The following is a 17,261-nucleotide window of genomic DNA, read 5'->3' as shown; positions in this document are numbered from 1 at the left end:
GCCTTACATGGCCTCGATTTCAGCCCGTTGTGCACTGAGCCGCTGCAGGCTGCCCTGAGCATCCTTCAGTTTATCTTTTTCCTTCTCTACGACGTCGGCTGGGGCCTTGGCGGTAAACTTCTCGTTGTTCAGCTTGCCTTCCAGGCGGCCGATTTCCTTGTTCAGGCGCTCCAGTTCCTTGTCCAGGCGCTTGAGTTCGGCATCTTTGTCGATCAGGCCGGCCATGGGCACCAGTACTTCCATTTCGCCCACCAACTGGGTGGCGCTCATGGGAGCCTTGTCGCCCTCGAACCATTCCAGTTTCTCCAGCTTGGCCAGGGACATCAGGAACTGGCGGTTGGCATTGAGGCGGCGCTCATCATCAGCATTGCCGCCTTTCAGCAATACCGGAACCTGTTTGGCCGGAGAGATGTTCATTTCGCCACGGATGTTGCGCACGGCCAGAATAACGCCCTTGAGCCATTCGATATCGGCAGCGACTTCCGCATCCTGCTTGCTGGCATCCGGCTGCGGGTAGGGCTGCAGCATGATGCTGTCGCCCTGTTTGCCAGCGAGCGGCGCAATGCGCTGCCAGATTTCTTCGGTGATGAACGGCATCATCGGATGTGCCAGCCGCAGCACGGCTTCCAGCACGCGCACCAGGGTGCGGCGGGTGCCGCGTTTGGCCTCGGCACTGGCGTTGTCGTCGCTCAGGGCCGGCTTGGACAGCTCCAGGTACCAGTCGCAGTACTCGTTCCAGATGAACTCGTACAGGGCGTAGGCGGCCAGGTCAAAGCGGTACTGGTCCAGGTGGCGGATGACTTCCTGCTCGCAGTGCTGCAGTTCGCTGATGATCCAGCGGTCCGCCAGCGACAGCTCCACCGGCTCGTCGTTCACGCCGCAGTCTTCGCCTTCGGTGTTCATCAGCACGTAGCGGGCGGCGTTCCACAGCTTGTTACAGAAGTTGCGGTAGCCTTCCAGGCGCTTCATGTCCCAGTTGATGTCACGGCCGGTGGTGGCCATGGCCGCCAAGGTGAAGCGCAGGGCATCGGTACCGTGGGCGGCGATGCCTTCTGGGAATTCTTTCTCGGTGCGCTTGCCGATTTTCTCAGCCAGCTTCGGCTGCATCAGGTTGCCGGTGCGCTTCTCCAGCAGCTCGGGCAGGCTGATGCCGTCGATCATATCCAGCGGGTCGATCACGTTGCCCTTGGACTTGGACATCTTGTCGCCGTGCTCGTCCCGGATCAGGCCGGTTACATACACGGTATGGAAGGGTACCTGTGGGGTGCCGTCTTCGTTCTTCATGAAGTGCATGGTCATCATGATCATCCGGGCAACCCAGAAGAAGATGATGTCGAAACCGGTCACCAGCACGTCGGTGGGGTGGAAGGTTTTCAGGCGTTCGGTGATTTCCGGCCAGCCCAGGGTGCCGAAGGTCCACAGGGCGGAGCTGAACCAGGTGTCCAGTACATCGTCGTCCTGCTTGAGTTCCAGTGTGTCTGAAAGCTGGTGTTTGCTGCGCACCTCCGCCTCGCTCCGGCCTACGTAAATATTGCCATCGGCGTCATACCAGGCCGGAATCCGGTGGCCCCACCAGAGCTGACGGGAGATACACCAGTCCTGGATGTCGCGCATCCAGGCGAAGTACATGTTTTCGTACTGTTTGGGTACGAACTGGATGCGGCCGTCTTCCACCGCTTCAATAGCCGGTTTGGCAAGGGTTTTGGCATCGGCAAACCACTGGTCGGTCAGCATCGGTTCGATGATCAGGCCGGAGCGATCACCGCGGGGCACGCTCAGCACGTGATCTTCGATTTTCTCGACCAGGCCGGCCAGTTCCATGTCGGCGATAATCTGCTTGCGGGCCGCTTCCCGGCTCAAGCCAGCATAGGCGGCCGGCAGGGCGCTGTTGATCTCGGAATTCTCGGCGCCGTCGGCATTGAAGACTTCGGCCACCTCGCGAATGTTGGCGTCTTGCGTCATGACGTTGATCATGGGCAGGTTGTTGCGCTTGCCCACGGCGTAGTCGTTGAAGTCGTGGGCTGGGGTGATCTTCACGCAGCCGGAGCCTTTTTCCGGGTCCGCGTGGTGGTCGGCCACAATGGGAATGCGGCGGTTTACCAACGGCAGTAGTACGTGCTGGCCAATCAGGTGCTGGTAGCGTTCGTCGTCCGGGTGGACGGCGACGGCGGTGTCGCCGAGCATGGTTTCCGGGCGGGTGGTGGCTACGATGACGTAGTCTTTGCCGTCCTGGGTTTTCTGGCCGTCTGCCAGCGGGTAGCGCAGGTGCCAGAAGTAGCCTTTCTCTTCCTTGTTCTCGACTTCAAGGTCGGAGATGGCAGTGTGTAGTTTCGGATCCCAGTTCACCAGCCGTTTGCCGCGGTACACCAGGCCTTCGTCGTACAGGCGGATAAACACTTCCTGTACGGCTTTGTAGAAGCCGTCGTCCATGGTGAAGCGTTCGTTGTCCCAGTCGACGGAGTTGCCGAGGCGGCGGATCTGGCGGGTGATGGTGCCGCCGGAGTGTTCTTTCCAGTCCCAGATGCGCTTGATGAATTCTTCCCGGCCCAGGTCGTGGCGGGTTTTGTCTTCTTCTGCGGCCAGTTTGCGCTCGACCACCATCTGGGTGGCGATGCCGGCGTGGTCGGTGCCGACGGTCCACAGTGCGTTACGGCCCTGCATGCGCTTGAAGCGGGTGAGGGTGTCCATGATGGTGTGCTGGAACGCATGGCCCATGTGCAGGCTGCCGGTCACGTTGGGTGGCGGGATGGCGATGCTGTAGGAATCGCCTTCGCCGCTGGGGCGGAAATAGCCTTTGGATTCCCAGTTTTCGTACCACTGGCGCTCGATGTTTTCTGGCTGGTAGGTTTTTTCCATGGGATTATGCCGTGACCGTTTTGGTTGATTCACATAGGGAAATTCTGAATTGGCCGATTATACATGGTCGCTGTTGATGCGGCGAACCTCTGTGAAACGTAGCCTGCTGGTATAGTGCCGTGTGGGGTTGGGGGTCGGCTTTCCAAAAAACGCTCCTGGCGGCACATCCTTGTGACGCTTCGCTTCGGCCATCCATGGCCTACGAGATTTTTGGAAAGCCGACCCCCAACCCCACAGATCGGAATTTGTGCTTTCCGCCGGTGAGTTTTTTGTTCGTGTAAGTCCGTGAGTGTCCGTGGCTAATAAAGATTAGCGCTTTCGCATGTCGTGTACCCGCGCTTCAATCCCCATCGCCCGCAGTTGCTTGTAGTGTCCCCGAGCCTGGTTCAGTACGGCCGGGTCGTTGTGGGCGACCAGGGCCAGTCGGCCGTACTGGTCGGCGTCGTCGGGCAGTGTTGAGGACAGGACGATAACGGTATCCCAGTCTACAGCGGCCGGCGGGTAGAGGAGGATGCCGACGGGGTCGGGGCAGGGCGTGGTTGGGTCTTGGGCGATGCTGTGGGGGATGAAGGCATCGGGGGCGATGTTCCACAGCAGGTCGTCGAGTTCTTGGGCCTGTTCTTCGGTGTCGCAGAGGATGCACACGCGGTCGCCCTGCTGCCAGGCTTTGTCCACGAGTTTGGCTGCGTGGAGGTTGCGGGCGGCTGGGGTGTTCTGGGCGAGGATGTGGAACCAGTAGCGCTGGTTCTGGTCGTCCCGGCCGGAGGGGCCGGCAGCTGGGCTGCCGGGTTCCGGTGGGTTTGGCTGGTTATCCTGCATGGGTCATCAGGTAGTCGACAAGCAGGGGGACCGGGCGGCCGGTGGCGCCTTTGGCTTTGCCAGAGTTCCAGGCGGTGCCGGCGATGTCCAGGTGGGCCCAGCGGTAGTCTTTGGCGAAGCGGCTCAGGAAGCAGGCCGCGGTGATGGTTCCAGCGGGGCGGCCACCGATGTTAGCCATGTCGGCGAAGTTGCTGTCGAGTTGGCTCTGGTATTCGTCCCACAGCGGCAGGCGCCAGGCGCGGTCGCCGGTGCGTTCGCCAGCGGCCAGCAGTTCGTGTGCCAGTTCGTCGTTATTGGACAGCAGGCCGGTGGCCTGGTTACCCAAAGCAATGATACAGGCGCCGGTGAGGGTGGCCATGTCGACCACGGCTTCCGGGTCGAATTTTTTCACGTAGGTGAGGGCGTCGCACAGCACCAGGCGGCCTTCGGCGTCGGTGTTGAGGATTTCAACGGTCATGCCGCTCAGGGTGGTGACAATGTCGCCGGGGCGGGAGGCGCCGCCGTCAGGCATGTTTTCGGCAGCGGCGATTACGGCAACCACGTTGATTTTGGGTTTGGTTTCGGCCAGCACTTTCATGGTGCCGAACACGCTGGCGGAGCCGCCCATGTCGTATTTCATTTCATCCATGCCTTCGCCGGGCTTAAGGCTGATGCCGCCGGTATCGAAGGTGATGCCTTTACCCACCAATACGTAGGGTTTGTCTTTGGCTTTGCCGCCCCGGTATTCCATCACGATCAGGCGCGGGGGCTGTTTGGAGCCTTTGCCCACCGCAAGGATGGTGTTCATGCCCAGCTTTTCCATCTGCTTTTCATCAAGCACTTCGGTCTTGATGCAGTCGTATTCCTTGGCCATGTTCTTGGCCTGCTCGGCGAGCCAGACCGGGTGGCAGATGTTGGGCGGGGTGTTGCCCAGATCTTTGGTGTAATTCATGCCGCGCCCGGTAGCCAGGCCTTGGTTAAAGGCATCTTTCAAGGCTTTGGCGGAACCGGAGGCCTGCACCACCACTTTCTTGAGTTTGCGTGCAGCTGGCTTTTCACTCTTGAATTCGGTGAAGGTGTAGAGCTGGTCTTCCAGAACACGCCCGATCAGGTTCAGGCGGGCTTCTTCGGAGCTGACGGCGTCCTCGCCCTGCAGGCTGGTGTCGGCCAGGCAGATCAGTGCGCTCTTGGAGGGGCCGTCTTTCAGGGCGCCCATCATGGCGATCAGTGCCTTGCGAAAGTTGGCTGGCGTGCGGTCGCTGTCTTTGCCGGTGCCGACCACAACCACGCGCTGCCATGGTTGATCGACCAGGGGCAGGGTGTTTACAGACGCGTTCTTGCCAGTCAGGTCGCCCGCTTTTTCAAGTTGCTTGATCAGCCCTCCCAGTGCTTCGTCTGCTGCTTTTGTGGTTTCCGGCCACTCGCCCTTCTCAGGCACCGCGATAACCAGGCAATCGGTTTTGGTGGCGGTGATGGCTTTGCTGCTCAGGCTGAAATTCATGGCAACTCCCGTTGTCAGGTTGTGCTTTGTTGAATGTGGTAGGCGTTGTTCATCCGATGCCCATAGGATTGGGGCAAAAGCTCGATTAATCAAGCGGCAGGCTTGTATCGTTACGATGGCTTTATCGTATCAGGCTTATACTGTCATTCATCGCCAAGGTTACATAGAATACCCGCAGTTTCCGTTATCGACCATCTCACGCTTCGGCGCTGCCAGAGAGACTGATTTGAACATCGTTTTCCGTTACCTCATTCGCCAGATCATGGTCAGCATGGTTGCCGTTTCAGGCATCCTGTTGCTGGTGTTTATGAGTGGTCGCTTTATCAAGTACCTGGGCAATGCCGCAGAAGGCGAGATTCCCGCCGGCGTTCTGTTTTCCATCATGGCCTACCGCTTTCCGGGATTCCTGGAGCTGATTCTGCCTCTGGGGCTGTTTATCGGCATCCTGCTGGCCTACGGGCGGATGTACCTTGAAAGTGAAATGACGGTGTTGTTTGCCTGCGGTGTCAGCGACAGGCAGTTGCTGGCGAAAACCCTGATTGGCTGTGTACCGGTGATGCTGGTTGTGGCCAGCATGAGCCTGTATGTGTCGCCGTGGGGTATGAAGCAGGTGGAGGCTATCTTCAACGAAGCGCGCACCGCCACAGAGTTCGAGATGCTGGCGCCGGGGCGATTTCAGGATTTTACGTCTGGTAGCCGGGTTACCTACACCGAGGCCCTGAGCGAAGATAAGCGGCAGCTCCAGGGAGTATTCATCGCCGAGTATGATCGTAACGGGCAAGGCGTGACCCTGATCACCGCCGAGTCTGGTTCCCAGTTGATCGATCAGGAAACCGGTAGCCGGTTCCTGATTCTGGAGAACGGTGGGCGGTTTCAGGGGCAACCTGGCAGGCTTGATTACAATGTTACCCGGTTCGAAGCCTATGGCCTTAAGATCATGGGTGGAGAAGCAGGTAACCGGGAGCTCGAGGAGGGCATCAGCACCAGGGCGCTCTGGCAATCGGATAAACCGGAGGACCGGGCTCTGCTACATTGGCGTTTCTCGCTACCGTTGATTGTGCCGATCGTGACCCTGCTGGCGGTCCGTCTTAGTCGGGTTAACCCGCGCCAGGGCCGTTTCTTCCATCTACTACCGGCGATGCTGGTTTACATCACCTACCTCGGGTTGCTGATTGTAGCGCGGGATGCCCTGGCGGATGGCAAGGTGCCGGAGTGGGTAGGCATGTTGTGGGTGCATGTGATTTTCCTGGCGCTGGGGCTTTGGTTGCAGTTTGGCCCTGCCTGGCTTTATAAGCGGCGCCTGGAAAAGGAGGCCCGTGCCCATGCGTAGAATCGATGGTTACGTCATGCGCACGGTGGGCGGCGCGATGTTCCTGGTGATGATGGTGGTGCTGTCACTGGATGTGATTTTCGCCTTTATTGCCGAACTGGACGACACCCGCAACGATTACCAGACCCTGCAGGCGCTCTGGTATGTATTTCTGACCTTGCCAAGGCGAATATACGATTATCTGCCGCTGGGTGCTTTCATGGGGTGCCTGGTAGGGCTAGGTGCCATGGCCAGCTCTTCGGAGCTGACGGTTATCCGGGCTGCCGGTGTTTCCATTCGCCGGATTGTCTGGTCGGCGATGAAGCCGGCCCTGGTGGTTGTTTTGTTGGGGCTGGCCATCGGTGAATACGTTGCGCCGACCACGGAGCGCATGGCGCAGAGCGACAAAGCGGTGGCCCTGGGGGCGAGCAGGAATGTTGCGTCGGCCCACGGTGTCTGGCACCGGGAGGGGAACACGTTCATGCACCTGAATGCTGTTCAGCCAAACGGCGTATTGCATGGCGTATCTTTGTTCCGTTTTGGAGACGACCGGCAGCTGGAAGTGTCCAGCTTTGCTGAAAGAGCGATTTTCCAGGGTGATCACTGGTTGCTGGAGAAGGTGGTGTCCACTCGCATTGAGGGAGAACGCACCCTTCGCAACGAGCATGCCGCCCTGCGCTGGGAGACCGGGCTGTCACCGGAAGTGCTGAGTGTGTTGATCGTTAAACCAGAAAACCTTTCCATGGCGGGCCTGTACACCTATGCCACCTATCTGGGCGAACAGGGGCTGACGGCGGCCCGTTATTGGCTCGCATTCTGGAAAAAGGCGTTGATGCCGCTGGGTACCGCGGTGATGGTCTTGGTGGCCATTTCCTTCATCTTTGGCCCGTTGCGCTCTGTAACCATGGGGTTCCGCGTGTTCACCGGCCTGCTGGTGGGCCTGTTGTTCAAGTACATGCAGGATTTGTTGGGGCCCATGAGTATGGTATACGGCTTTAACCCGTTATTGGCGGTACTGGTGCCGATTCTGGTGAATGCTGCGGTGGGCGCCGTGTTGATGCGGCGGGCCGGCTGAGATGGCCGGCCCGGGTGCATTACTTTTTGTTTTTGGCGGTTTTTGATTTGTCCGGTGCGGGCACGGCTACAACCACGCTGTTGGATGCGCGATCGGTCAGCGACAAGCCGTTGATCGGGTAGAACAGGGCGATCACAGCGGGCACGGTGAGCAGGAGCGTCAGGGAGCCGACGTAGTAGGCGGCAATCATGGTCAACACGATGACTGCCGCTGCGCTGCCATAGCGGAGCAGGGCCTGGGTCCAACTGACGGACGTGCCATCCAGGTTCTCGATTCGAATGCGCCATACCTGCATGCCCAGGGTTTGGCCGATACGGGTCCAGAAATAGGCGAAGAAAAGGTAGAGCACCAGGAACAGGGTGAAGGTGAGGCCCGGGCCGCCCTCGAGTTCGCCGGCTTCCGCCATCTGTTCGTACTGTTCCCAGCCGGTAATCCAGCCTGCAATCATGGTGTAAGCCCAGGTGGCTACCAGCAGCACGGCAATACTGATCAATCCATCGTAGATAATGGCCAGGGCGCGCTTCAGTGCGGTGGCTGGCGGTAAAAGTTCCTCGGCGTTATGAAAGCGTCGGGGCATGGAGTCTCCTGTGAGGTTTCACGTTTTTCCTGTTCTCGGCGTGTGCTAGAGTAGCGGATTTGCACACGCATGTAAGTATTCGTATTTCAATCGCGGACTTGCCGGCTATTCCGGCGGGTTTCAGGCAAGGTGTTAAAGGTCGAAAGGTATCAAAGGTCTATGAAAACCGCAGAGTTGCGACAGGCGTTTCTGGAATATTTCAAGCAGCAGGGTCACACCATTGTGCCGAGCAGTTCGCTGGTGCCGGCAGACGATCCCACACTGCTGTTTACCAACGCTGGTATGAACCAGTTCAAGGATGCCTTCCTTGGCCGGGAAGAACGCGACTACACCCGGGCGACATCTTCCCAGAAGTGCGTGCGCGCCGGTGGTAAACACAACGACCTGGAAAACGTTGGCTACACCGCCCGCCACCACACGTTCTTCGAAATGCTGGGTAACTTCAGCTTTGGCGATTACTTCAAGCGTGAAGCCATTAATTTTGCCTGGACCTTCCTGACCGGTGAGCAGCACCTGAACCTGCCCGAGGAAAAGCTCTGGGTAACCGTGTACGCGGAAGACGACGAAGCCTTTGATATCTGGAACAAAGAGGTTGGCGTTCCGGCTGAACGGATTATTCGCATCGGCGACAACAAAGGCGGCCGCTACGCTTCCGATAACTTCTGGCAGATGGGCGACACCGGCCCCTGCGGCCCCTGTACCGAGATTTTCTACGACCACGGCCCGGATGTGGCTGGCGGACCTCCCGGCAGCCCGGAAGAAGACGGCGACCGCTACATCGAGATCTGGAACGTGGTGTTCATGCAGTATAACCGCACCGCCGATGGCGAGATGCTGAACCTGCCCAAGCCTTCCGTGGATACCGGCATGGGGCTGGAGCGGATTGCGGCTGTGCTGCAGGGCGTTCACAGCAACTATGAAATTGACCTGTTCCAGGATCTGCTGAAGGCCGCATCCGAAATTCTGGGCGGTGCGGCGACCACCGAGGCATCTCTGCGGGTGGTGGCAGACCACATTCGCTCCTGCGCTTTCCTGATTGCCGATGGTGTGATGCCGTCAAACGAAGGCCGCGGCTTTGTACTGCGCCGGATCATCCGCCGTGCAGCCCGTCACGGTAACAAGCTGGGCGCAACCCAGCCGTTCTTCTACAAACTGACCGGCGCCCTGGTGGAATTGATGGGCGAGGCCTACCCACAACTGGTCAGCAGCCGCAAACAGATCGAAAAGGTGCTGTTGCAGGAAGAAGAGCAATTCGCCAAGACCCTGGACAAGGGTTTGCGCCTGCTGGAGCAGGACATCGCCGAACTGAAGGGTACGGAAATTCCTGGTGAAACCGTATTTACCCTGTACGACACCTACGGCTTCCCGGTAGACCTGACCAACGACATCGCCCGTGAGCGTGGCCTGACCCTGGACTACGAAGGCTACGAAAAGGCCATGGACGCCCAGCGTGACCGTGCCCGCGCGGCCAGCAAGTTCGGCATCGATTACAACGCCGCCGGCATCACCATTGACGGCAAGACCGAGTTCACCGGCTACGATCATATTGACGGCCATGAGCGCATCCGGACGGTTCTGGTCAACGGTGAAGAGAAAACCGCCGAGGCTGGGGACGAGTGTGTGGTGGTGCTGGAGCGCACGCCGTTCTATGCGGAATCCGGCGGCCAGGTGGGTGATACCGGCCTGCTGACCTGGAGCGGTGGTCGCTTCCAGGTAACCGATACCCGCAAGGAAGGCGACAACCACCTGCACGTGGGCACATTGGTTGAAGGCGAGTTGTTCCCAGGCCTGGAAGTGGATGCCCGGATTGATCACGCCCGCCGTGAGCGTACCAAGCGCAACCATTCCGCCACGCACCTGCTGCACGCAGCACTGCGCAAGGTTCTGGGCGAGCATGTCACCCAGAAAGGCTCGCTGGTAGATCCGGACAAACTGCGCTTCGATTTCTCCCATTTTGAAGCGGTCACCCCGGAACAGTTGAAAGAGATCGAGCGTCAGGTAAACGAACAGGTTCTGGAGAATACCCCGGTTCAGGTGGACGTGACCGACATGGAGTCTGCCAAAGAGAAAGGCGCCATGGCCCTGTTCGGTGAGAAGTACGGTGATGTGGTGCGTGTGTTGAGCATGGGCACCGATAGTTATTCCGTGGAGCTTTGTGGTGGTACTCACGTGTCTCGCACCGGTGATATTGGTCTGTTCAGGATAACCTCGGAAAGCGGTATCTCCTCCGGTGTTCGCCGTATTGAGGCGGTGACCGGGTTTGGTGCGCTGGAATGGCTGGACGCCACTGAACGAACCTTGCGCGAAACGGCGCGCCTGGTTAAAGGCACCCGTGAGACCGTCGTGGACAAGGTTCAGCAGGTCCTCGACCGCAACCGCCAGCTTGAAAAAGACGTGGATGCACTGAAAGCCAAGCTCGCCAGTTCCGCAGGCAGTGATCTTGCCGGAAATGCTGTAGAGGTGGCCGGGCTAAAAGTCGTCGCGGCAGAGCTGGAAGGTGCTGACCGCAAGGCGCTGATGGAAACCGCCGACCAGTTGAAGAATAAGCTGGGCGAAGGTGTGGTGGTTCTGGCCACTGTAGACGACGGCAAGGTTACCCTGGTTGCCGGGGTTACCAAGTCTGCCACTGGTCGTATTAAAGCTGGCGATCTGATGAAGCATCTGGCGGCGCAAGTGGACGGTAAAGGTGGTGGCCGCCCGGATATGGCCCAGGGTGGCGGTAACGATCCGTCCAAGCTGGCGGATGCCCTGGCAGGTGTTCCGGCCTGGGTTGAACAAAATATCGGTTAAGCAACTGTTTTTGGACGCGGGCGGAGGTTTATAATTCCGCCCGCTTTATTTGATGGGCGGGCAATCGGTGTTCCGCTTTGAGTCCCCGGTTCGGAGTTTGGCAAAACATGGCTCTGTTGGTTCAGAAATTTGGTGGTACGTCCGTTGGTACAACCGAGCGGATTGAGGCAGTGGCTGACAAAGTGTGTCAGTTCCGTAAAGACGGGCACGATGTGGTGGTTGTGGTCTCGGCCATGAGCGGAGAAACCAACCGGCTGATCGCCCTGGCCAACGACATTATGGAAGATCCGGTACCCCGGGAAATGGACGTACTGGTGTCTACCGGTGAGCAGGTGACCATCGCGTTGTTGTCTATGGCGCTGCAGAAGCGTGGCTGTGATGCCCGGTCTTACACCGGCTCACAGGTGCGCATCCTGACGGATAGCAGTCACACCAAGGCGCGGATCAAGCAGATTGATGAGCAGCGCATGCGCGAAGATCTGGAAGCCGGCCGGGTAGTGGTTGTTGCGGGCTTCCAGGGTATTGATGAGCACGGCAACATCACTACGCTCGGTCGCGGGGGTTCAGACACTACCGCGGTGGCACTGGCGGCTGCCCTGAAGGCTGACGAGTGTCAGATCTACACGGATGTGGACGGTGTTTATACAACCGACCCGCGGGTGGTAGACAGTGCTCGCCGGCTCGATCGAATTACATTTGAAGAAATGCTCGAGATGGCCAGCCTGGGCTCGAAAGTGCTCCAGATTCGCGCCGTCGAATTTGCAGGTAAATACAATGTTCCATTAAGAGTGCTTTCCAGCTTCCAGGAAGGTGAAGGCACCCTGATTACTTTTGAGGATGAGAACGCCATGGAACAACCGGTTGTTTCCGGCATTGCTTTCAATCGTGATGAAGCCAAACTGACCATTTCCGGTGTGCCCGACACTCCGGGTAGCGCCCTGCGGATTCTGAAGCCGGTCAGCGATGCCAATATTGAAGTGGACATGATTGTGCAGAACGTGGGCGAAGATAATAAAACCGCGTTCACCTTCACTGTTCACCGTAACGACTTCAAACGGGCCCAGGAAGTTCTGCGTGGTATCTCCAGCGAAATTGGCGCTGGCGAAGTGGGTGGCGACAGCAAGATTGCAAAAGTGAGCATTGTGGGCGTAGGCATGCGCTCGCACGCTGGCGTGGCAACTAAAATGTTTGAGGCGCTGTCCAAAGAAGGTATTAATATTCAGATGATCTCCACCTCGGAAATCAAGATTTCGGTGGTGATCGATGAGAAGTATCTCGAGCTGGCGGTTCGTGCACTACACAGTGCATTTGAGCTGGATCAGGCCGGGGTGGACGAGGGCGCTTAACAGCAGGATGCTCGCAAGCGCGCCTTTTTGAGTCATTGATAATAGCTATCGAGATGCGAAGGGGTATAAGTATTATTGCGTCTTTAGTATGATCGGTGATCTCTTTATAAAAGCTATAAGTACAACATTCTGTTGTCGGAACAGGTTGGTTTGGAATAGGGAGAAAGGGATATGTTGATTTTGACCCGCCGTGTTGGCGAAACTCTGATGATCGGCGACGAGATTACCGTTACCGTTCTGGGAGTGAAGGGGAACCAGGTACGTATCGGTGTTAACGCGCCCAAAGACGTCGCGGTTCACCGTGAAGAAATCTATCAGCGGATTCAGTCCGAAAAAGGCTCAGACGAGCCGGAACCGGGCAATCGTTGATCGATAAAAAGCCGCTCACGGGAAACCTGAGCGGCTTTTTTGATGGTGGGGAAAATCGAGTAGAAAAAACTCGTGTCAACCCTATGAAAACAGAAAAATTATGGTAGTATACGCCCCGTTCTCAAGGAGAGGTGGGTGAGTGGCTGAAACCAGTTCCCTGCTAAGGAACCGTACGAGCAATCGTACCGAGGGTTCGAATCCCTCCCTCTCCGCCATTTCCTTTTGGGGAAACGAGAACAGGTTGAAGCAGCATTCAACCAATGCGAAAGATGCGCGGCTGTAGCTCAGCTGGATAGAGTACCTGGCTACGAACCAGGCGGTCGGAGGTTCGAATCCTCCCAGCCGCGCCACTATCGCAAACCCGTTTTAAGCGGCTGTAGCTCAGCTGGATAGAGTACCTGGCTACGAACCAGGCGGTCGGAGGTTCGAATCCTCCCAGCCGCGCCATATTAAATAAAAAACCCCGCCTTGAGCGGGGTTTTTTATTTGTAGATCTCGGAGTCTAAAAGGATTTGAACCGATAGAGGTTCGACTGGAACCAGCTTGTTCGATAACACTCATTCAAAGGATGAGTGGTGCGTTGGCCGCAGGCAGAGGAGCAAGGGCATGCATGCCACGAACGCGGCAACGCCGGCACCCAGGCTTGCTGCTACCAGGGCTGTGTAGTCCAGCAGGCCCGCAAGCTGGCTGTGGCTTGCGCCCGTAACCCACGGAGCGAGAACCAGAGCGCCAACGAAGAAGATTGTTCCTACGATTGCGCTGATATTGCGGGCCCCCCGCCAGTCCAGAGGCCCTTTGCGATGCTTGAGGAGTGCGCCAACAACCAGCACCGCCTCAATCAGCAGGGCTGTGGCGATAAGTGGCAGGACCGGGCGCAAAGCCTCTAGCAGTACCGACAGAACACCGAACAGTGAAAATACCATGTGATTGCCTCCTTATACCCGGCCTCTGAGCATGGCCTGGTAGGCCGCCTGTAGCATTTTGTCTTTCAGAATCCAGGGTACCCAATGTTCTTCGTAGGGGTTGATGAAGCCGAACGAAGGCACCATTTTCAGTTCGTAGTCGAACTCCACCAGAATCGCCTTGCCTTTCTCTGTGATCAGGGGGCAGGAGGTGTAACCGTTGTAGCGGCCCGGCAGTTCGCTTTTGCCTTGAATCGTCGCCAGCAGGTTGGCAACGGCGATGGGTGCCTGGGCTTTTACGCTGGCAGCTGTTTTGCCAACCGGTGTGCCAACCACGTCACCCACCCCGAAAATATTCGGATATCGACGGTGCTGAAGGGTGTGACGATCAACTTCAAGCCAGCCTGTGAATGGACCTTCCCGCCAGGCCAGGGGGCCTTCGCGAACCGGCGCTGGAGCGGTCATCGGGGGCACTACGTGAATGAAGTCGTAGTCTTCCGTGATATTGCCATCCGGGGTTCTGAAGGTAGCTTCTTTGCGCCCCGGTTCAATGGCAATCAGTTCGTGCCGATTGCGAATCGGAATACCCCTTGCGGGCATATGGCTGTATAGGAATTTATTGATGTCTGGCTGCGAGAACAGGCCGGCTTCCCCTGAGATATAGTGCATCTCGGTACGATTCCGGGTGCCGGCTTCGCGCATGCGGTGTTCAGTCAGCAAGGTCACTTTCAAAGGCGCGCCGGCGCATTTGATGGCAGTGATCGGGCGGGTCATCAGCGCTTTGCCGCCTTTCTCTACCAGTTCGTCAACGGCCCTGGCTGTGGCAGCACCGTGAATGGGATTATCGTAGACGCAGGCGATGCCGTTCTGGCCGATCAGGTCTGTACTCATTCCCTCGATCAGGTCGTAACGCACCTCTACACCGGTGGCCACCATTAGGTAGTCATAGTCAACTTGCTGCCCGCCGCTGGTCATCACCCGGTTGTTGTCTGGATCGAATGCCGCAACGGTATCTTTGACCCACTTGACGGACCGGGGCAGGTAACGGTCGTTCCGGTCGATGACTTTGTTGACATCCTTCCAGGCACCGACCGCAACCAGAGTCAGGCCAGGCTGGTAATAATGGGCTTCACGGCTGTCGATAATGGTGATGTTTGGCGAATCGATGGCGGAAGATAGGCGCGATGCCAGTGAAATTCCGGCTGCGCCGGCACCGACGATAACAATGCGGGCTTTCGACTGGATGGCGGCGGCTTGGCGAGGTGAGAGCAGGGCGGTGGTTGGTACTGCCGCTGCCAGTGCGCCTGCCGCAGAGAGCTTGATCAGTTGTCGGCGGCTGAGTTTGCCGGCCGGTTCGCTAGCATGGGTTCTGTTTTTGGGCATGGTGAGCCTCTTCTGATTTAGCCAGGGGTAGATGATGCATGGCCACATATACCCAAATGATCTATGCATAGAATATTTGGGAATTCATCAGAACTCTACGAAAGCAGGAGGCGGTGGTCTGTGACAATGTCACACAAGCGGGAGGAAGCCGGTAGCAGCGGGGGCTAGAGTGCTACCGACTTTAGTCGTAGGGCGGGTCTTTACCACATCAGATCATCGGGAATCTCATACCCCGCGTAAGGGTCGTCCTCTCCGGCATCATCCTGCTTGCGATCGTGCATCGAAATCACGGCGGTTTCGTCTCGCTCCATAATCTTGCGGGCTACTTTGTCCGGGACCACTTCGTAGTTGTCGCCAATTGCCACAATCGCAAGCCGGCCACGGGAGAGCTGGTCAACCATGGTGTCATCCACCAGAATTTTCTTGATCTTCTTTCCGTCGACAAACTGGTAAGACGTTTCGCCCCGGCTGCGGTCCAGCCGGTTGGTTTCAATCAGTTGCCGAATCTGAGCCTGAATGGCTTTCTTTTCCGCCTCCTTTTGCCGTTCCAGGTTCAGCTGGCGGTCACGCTCGGCCTTTTCAAGGCGGGCCTGGCGAGCGCGTTCCTCGGCTTCATTCACCTGGACTGCACCTTTGGGTTGCTGCTTGCGTTGCTTGCGTTTTTCGTTTCGTATGCTTTTGGCTTTCTTTTCGTCGGCCAGTCCGGCCTTGAGTAGTTGTTCCTGCAAAGACGCCATCAGTGACTCCGTGGATTCGTGATAAACTGCATATTATGAACCTCTAGTATACGCCGACGTTATTCCCGCAATAACCCACAAACATTTATCTCGTGGATTTTTCTATGTCTTCTTTTAAAGAGCTGGGGCTTTCTCAGGCCATGCAGGCAAACCTGCAGCGGTTGGGTTTTGAGCAGCCGACTGGCATACAGGTCAAGGCATTGCCACCAGCGCTGGCCGGCAAGGATGTGATTGCCATGGCGCAGACCGGCAGTGGCAAGACGGCCGCATTCGGCATTCCGTTGGTGGAACGACTGAAACCAAAACAGTTTGCGGTGCAGGCGCTGGTGTTATGCCCGACCCGGGAACTGGCTGACCAGGTGGCCAAGGCTCTGAGAGAGCTGGCGCGGGCACAAGACAACGTGAAAGTGCTCACGCTTTGTGGGGGTGTTCCCATAGGGCCCCAGATCGGCTCGCTCAGTCATGGCGCCCATATCGTGGTAGGCACGCCGGGCAGGGTTGATGACCACCTGCGCAAGGGTACGCTGACCCTGGACCGCGTGAACACGCTGGTGTTGGACGAAGCAGACCGAATGCTGGATATGGGGTTTGAAGAGGTGGTGTTGTCCATTCTTGAGCAAACGCCGGCCGCCCGACAAACCCTCCTGTTTTCCGCAACCTGGCCAGAACCGATCCGGGCCATGAGCGAGCGCTTCCAGGTTGAGCCGGTGGACGTCAGGATCGAGGCAGAAGACGCTACCAGCAGTATTTCTGAGGTGTTCTACGAAATATCGCCAGACCAGAAAGTTCGCGCAGTTGCAGCCCTGTTGTCTCATTATCAGCCGGTGTCGTCTCTGGTTTTCTGTACAACCAAGCGGGACTGCGACGAGCTGGCGCAGGAGCTTGAGGCACTCGGTTTTGCGGCTATGTCACTGCATGGGGATCTCGAGCAGAAAGACAGGGACAGCACGTTGGTCAAATTCGCCAATCAGAGCTGTACGGTTATGGTCGCCACCGACGTGGCTGCTCGTGGCCTGGATATCAAAGCGTTGCCCCTGGTGATCAATGCCGAGCCTGCCCGCGACCCGGAAGTACACACCCATCGCATTGGCCGAACTGGGCGTGCCGGTGAACAGGGGCACGCGATTACGCTGTGCGCGCCCAGCCAGGGCCATAAAGTCTCGCGGCTTGAATCAGCCCGAGGTGCGTCTGTTGTCTGGGGCGATTCCGAAAGCCTGCTGGCGCAAACGTTACGCCCGGTTCGCCCGGCCATGAAAACCCTGTGCCTGGCCGGTGGTCGAAAAGACAAAGTGCGCCCTGGCGACGTGTTGGGCGCTTTGACCGGGGATGCGGGTATTCCCGGTACGGCAGTGGGAAAAATAGATCTGTTCGATTTCCAGTGTTTTGTGGCCGTTGATGAAGCCTGGGCAGATAAAGCTTTGGCTCGGCTTGAGAAAGGAAAGGTCAAAGGCCGCAAAATCAGGGTTCGTTATGCTTGATTCCGGTTGTTGGAGACCGGTCGGGTGAGTGTCAGATCAGGCCAGGAAGCTCGGAAAGTCCCTATAGAAATGTTTACTTCAGGTTGCTCCTGATCAATGAAAACGGTAAATTACGCAGGATTTTGCCTCCCGATTTGTTC

At 57.7% G+C, this 17,261-nt stretch carries 13 protein-coding genes and 3 tRNA genes; 9 read left to right on the top strand and 7 right to left on the bottom strand.

Annotated elements, in window-relative coordinates; genetic code table 11:
* Positions 1-3 precede the first annotated feature (3 nt).
* From QUE75_RS11935 to QUE75_RS11925, 3 genes are all read right to left on the bottom strand, one after another.
* Positions 4-2,856 carry a valine--tRNA ligase gene (locus tag QUE75_RS11935; protein ID WP_286250358.1) on the bottom strand — a complete coding sequence of 951 codons (2,853 nt, stop codon included), beginning with the start codon at positions 2,854-2,856 and terminating at the stop codon, positions 4-6.
* A gap of 309 nt (positions 2,857-3,165) precedes the next feature.
* On the bottom strand, positions 3,166-3,675 hold the full coding sequence (locus QUE75_RS11930) for a DNA polymerase III subunit chi (protein ID WP_286250356.1): 510 nt from the start codon (positions 3,673-3,675) through the stop codon (positions 3,166-3,168).
* Entirely contained in the window at positions 3,665-5,155 is a 1,491-nt protein-coding gene (locus tag QUE75_RS11925) for a leucyl aminopeptidase (RefSeq protein WP_106693712.1), read from the bottom strand. Before QUE75_RS11925 ends, QUE75_RS11930 begins: the two co-directional genes overlap by 11 nt.
* A gap of 226 nt (positions 5,156-5,381) precedes the next feature.
* On the opposite strand from QUE75_RS11925, the gene lptF reads away from it, so the two are divergent.
* Both lptF and lptG read left to right on the top strand, forming a co-directional pair.
* Positions 5,382-6,485, top strand: coding sequence for an LPS export ABC transporter permease LptF (gene lptF / locus QUE75_RS11920; protein WP_286250351.1), 1,104 nt, complete (start codon positions 5,382-5,384; stop codon positions 6,483-6,485).
* The gene (gene lptG / locus QUE75_RS11915; protein WP_286250350.1) at positions 6,478-7,539 is read left to right on the top strand and encodes an LPS export ABC transporter permease LptG; all 1,062 of its coding nucleotides are present in this window, start codon (positions 6,478-6,480) and stop codon (positions 7,537-7,539) included. The genes lptF and lptG overlap by 8 nt, the downstream gene beginning before the upstream one ends.
* Positions 7,540-7,558: 19 nt before the next feature.
* Here the strand turns inward: lptG and QUE75_RS11910 are convergent, their stop codons facing one another.
* Entirely contained in the window at positions 7,559-8,116 is a 558-nt protein-coding gene (locus QUE75_RS11910) for an RDD family protein (RefSeq protein WP_058090304.1), read from the bottom strand.
* 159 nt (positions 8,117-8,275) lie between these two features.
* On the opposite strand from QUE75_RS11910, the gene alaS reads away from it, so the two are divergent.
* The 6 genes from alaS to QUE75_RS11880 all read left to right on the top strand — a co-directional run bounded on the left by alaS (position 8,276) and on the right by QUE75_RS11880 (position 13,068).
* Positions 8,276-10,906 carry an alanine--tRNA ligase gene (gene alaS, locus QUE75_RS11905; RefSeq protein ID WP_286250349.1) on the top strand — a complete coding sequence of 877 codons (2,631 nt, stop codon included), beginning with the start codon at positions 8,276-8,278 and terminating at the stop codon, positions 10,904-10,906.
* Positions 10,907-11,013: 107 nt separating this feature from the next.
* Positions 11,014-12,252, top strand: a complete 1,239-nt coding sequence (locus tag QUE75_RS11900; protein WP_152438384.1) for an aspartate kinase — start codon at positions 11,014-11,016, stop codon at positions 12,250-12,252.
* Positions 12,253-12,423: 171 nt separating this feature from the next.
* Entirely contained in the window at positions 12,424-12,621 is a 198-nt protein-coding gene (csrA, locus tag QUE75_RS11895) for a carbon storage regulator CsrA (protein ID WP_022989559.1), read from the top strand.
* Positions 12,622-12,746: 125 nt separating this feature from the next.
* Positions 12,747-12,836 (top strand) — tRNA-Ser (locus QUE75_RS11890).
* Positions 12,837-12,894: 58 nt separating this feature from the next.
* A tRNA-Arg gene (locus QUE75_RS11885) sits at positions 12,895-12,971 on the top strand.
* A 20-nt stretch (positions 12,972-12,991) separates the two neighbouring features.
* Positions 12,992-13,068 (top strand) — tRNA-Arg (locus QUE75_RS11880).
* A gap of 110 nt (positions 13,069-13,178) precedes the next feature.
* Here the strand turns inward: QUE75_RS11880 and QUE75_RS11875 are convergent.
* From QUE75_RS11875 to QUE75_RS11865, 3 genes are all read right to left on the bottom strand, one after another.
* A complete protein-coding gene (locus QUE75_RS11875) occupies positions 13,179-13,544 on the bottom strand; it encodes a hypothetical protein (RefSeq protein ID WP_286250348.1) in 366 nt (121 codons plus the stop codon).
* 12 nt (positions 13,545-13,556) lie between these two features.
* Positions 13,557-14,906, bottom strand: a complete 1,350-nt coding sequence (locus QUE75_RS11870) for an NAD(P)/FAD-dependent oxidoreductase (RefSeq protein WP_286250347.1) — start codon at positions 14,904-14,906, stop codon at positions 13,557-13,559.
* 200 nt (positions 14,907-15,106) lie between these two features.
* The gene (locus QUE75_RS11865) at positions 15,107-15,643 is read right to left on the bottom strand and encodes a DUF2058 domain-containing protein (protein WP_061332700.1); all 537 of its coding nucleotides are present in this window, start codon (positions 15,641-15,643) and stop codon (positions 15,107-15,109) included.
* A gap of 104 nt (positions 15,644-15,747) precedes the next feature.
* Between QUE75_RS11865 and dbpA the strand changes: the two genes are divergently transcribed.
* Complete coding sequence (gene dbpA, locus QUE75_RS11860; RefSeq protein ID WP_106693716.1) at positions 15,748-17,121, top strand: ATP-dependent RNA helicase DbpA; 1,374 nt, start codon at positions 15,748-15,750, stop codon at positions 17,119-17,121.
* Positions 17,122-17,261: the final 140 nt, after the last annotated feature.

Origin of the sequence: Marinobacter shengliensis (genome assembly GCF_030297115.1) — a bacterium.
In the GTDB taxonomy this organism is placed as follows: domain Bacteria; phylum Pseudomonadota; class Gammaproteobacteria; order Pseudomonadales; family Oleiphilaceae; genus Marinobacter; species Marinobacter shengliensis.
This window is presented reverse-complemented; position numbering and strand designations above follow the sequence as displayed.

What these genes read in the sequence shown, in the direction of transcription:
- QUE75_RS11935 (WP_286250358.1), bottom strand. Translation starts at nt 2,856, where the DNA reads ATGGAAAAAACCTACCAGCCAGAAAACATCGAGCGCCAGTGGTACGAA.
- QUE75_RS11910 (WP_058090304.1), bottom strand. Translation starts at nt 8,116, where the DNA reads ATGCCCCGACGCTTTCATAACGCCGAGGAACTTTTACCGCCAGCCACC.
- csrA (WP_022989559.1), top strand. Translation starts at nt 12,424, where the DNA reads ATGTTGATTTTGACCCGCCGTGTTGGCGAAACTCTGATGATCGGCGAC.
- QUE75_RS11865 (WP_061332700.1), bottom strand. Translation starts at nt 15,643, where the DNA reads ATGGCGTCTTTGCAGGAACAACTACTCAAGGCCGGACTGGCCGACGAA.
- alaS (WP_286250349.1), top strand. Translation starts at nt 8,276, where the DNA reads ATGAAAACCGCAGAGTTGCGACAGGCGTTTCTGGAATATTTCAAGCAG.
- QUE75_RS11930 (WP_286250356.1), bottom strand. Translation starts at nt 3,675, where the DNA reads ATGCAGGATAACCAGCCAAACCCACCGGAACCCGGCAGCCCAGCTGCC.
- QUE75_RS11875 (WP_286250348.1), bottom strand. Translation starts at nt 13,544, where the DNA reads ATGGTATTTTCACTGTTCGGTGTTCTGTCGGTACTGCTAGAGGCTTTG.
- QUE75_RS11925 (WP_106693712.1), bottom strand. Translation starts at nt 5,155, where the DNA reads ATGAATTTCAGCCTGAGCAGCAAAGCCATCACCGCCACCAAAACCGAT.
- QUE75_RS11870 (WP_286250347.1), bottom strand. Translation starts at nt 14,906, where the DNA reads ATGCCCAAAAACAGAACCCATGCTAGCGAACCGGCCGGCAAACTCAGC.
- QUE75_RS11900 (WP_152438384.1), top strand. Translation starts at nt 11,014, where the DNA reads ATGGCTCTGTTGGTTCAGAAATTTGGTGGTACGTCCGTTGGTACAACC.
- lptG (WP_286250350.1), top strand. Translation starts at nt 6,478, where the DNA reads ATGCGTAGAATCGATGGTTACGTCATGCGCACGGTGGGCGGCGCGATG.
- dbpA (WP_106693716.1), top strand. Translation starts at nt 15,748, where the DNA reads ATGTCTTCTTTTAAAGAGCTGGGGCTTTCTCAGGCCATGCAGGCAAAC.